Raw genomic sequence first — 1,469 nt, forward strand, 5'->3', positions numbered from 1 at the left:
CTATCCCATCCATACTTTTAGGCCATTTCTGGACTTTCCCAAGTCCAATTGGCCATCTTTTTCAAATTCATGGCAGCAAAAGTAAGCATCGCCTGCATGGACAATTTTTTTAGGCCCCTTAGGGTTGTCCAACGCATACCATGCTTCTCCTTAGCATCCGCAAAGACACGTTCAATCGTTTCTTTACGTCTTGCGTAAATGCTTTTATTCTCTTGTGTGTGACGAAGATGATCAGCTTCTTCTAAATAATGTTCCCACACATGACGCTCAATCAATTTTTTATGTTCTTTACTCTGCGTGCATACTGAAAGCAATGGACAATTTTGACACTCAAGCGGATTAGAGAAGTATTGCCGCTTACCATTCTTCGTCGTCGTCGCATATTTCAGTATTTGTCCTTGCGGACAAATATAACAATCGTAGTATTCATCATAAACATACTCATGCTTTTTCATATAACCGTCCTTCGTACGAGGGCGAGTATAAGGTAAAGCAGGAGTTATATCATTTTCAAATAAGTATTGAGCAATGGCAGGTGTTTTATATCCAGCGTCAGCAGCAACAGCACCAGGTTTTCCTTGTTTTTCAATTACCTTTTCAAGGAGTGGCTCGAAGATGACACTATCATGGATATTACCCGGAGTTACTATTGCCCCCAAAACAAAACCATTTTGATCAGAAGCAGCGTGGAATGAGTAAGCAAACTGTTTTGTTCGCTCGTCTTTTACGTAATAACCACTTTCTGGATCAGTTGTACTTTCCTTGATTTCTTTATATTCCTCTTTTTCGAATTTATCTGGAGGAAAGGGCTTTTTCCCGTGATCTTCGCGGTCTATATTAATCTCCTCTTGTAAACGTTCTTCATAAGCTTTCGATTCTTTTCGAACTACTTTCTTCTCAAATTTCTGCTTATTTGCACTTGCCTTAACATGTGTTGAATCAATAAATACGTGCTCACTACTAATCAATTTCTTTTCTGAGGCTTCTTTCAAAATACGATAGAAAATCTGTTCAAATAAATCTGTATCCTTAAAGCGTCGCTCGTAGTTTTTACCAAACGTTGAAAAGTGAGGTACCTTATCATAAAAACCAAAGCCTAAAAACCAACGATACGCCATATTGGTTTCGATTTCTTCTATGGTTTTACGCATGGAGCGAATACCGAAGGTATATTGGATGAATGCCATCTTAATTAATACTACAGGGTCAATACTCGGACGTCCCCGTTCAGATGAATACATATCTTGTACGAGTGAATAGATAAAAGAAAAATCTATAGCAGTTTCGATCTTTCGAACCAAATGATTCGCAGGTACAAGTTGTTCTAAAGCTATCATTTCTATTTGGTCACGATTCATCTGTGTATTTTTAGTTAGCATTTCATCCACCCCATTAAAATCTCTGTACCTTAATTATACAAAAAAGACCGCCGGCAAACCCGAATATTTTCGGATTTGTCGACAGTCTGA

General features: G+C 38.2%; 1 protein-coding gene. It reads right to left on the minus strand.

Annotated elements, in window-relative coordinates; translation table 11 throughout:
• Positions 1 to 17: 17 nt before the first annotated feature.
• On the minus strand, positions 18 to 1,379 hold the full coding sequence (locus M5A78_RS24560) for an IS1182 family transposase (RefSeq protein ID WP_248737886.1): 1,362 nt from the start codon (positions 1,377 to 1,379) through the stop codon (positions 18 to 20).
• Between the last annotated feature and the right edge of the window lie 90 nt (positions 1,380 to 1,469).

Source organism: Neobacillus rhizosphaerae, from assembly GCF_937468385.1.
GTDB classification, from domain to species: domain Bacteria; phylum Bacillota; class Bacilli; order Bacillales; family Cytobacillaceae; genus Neobacillus; species Neobacillus rhizosphaerae.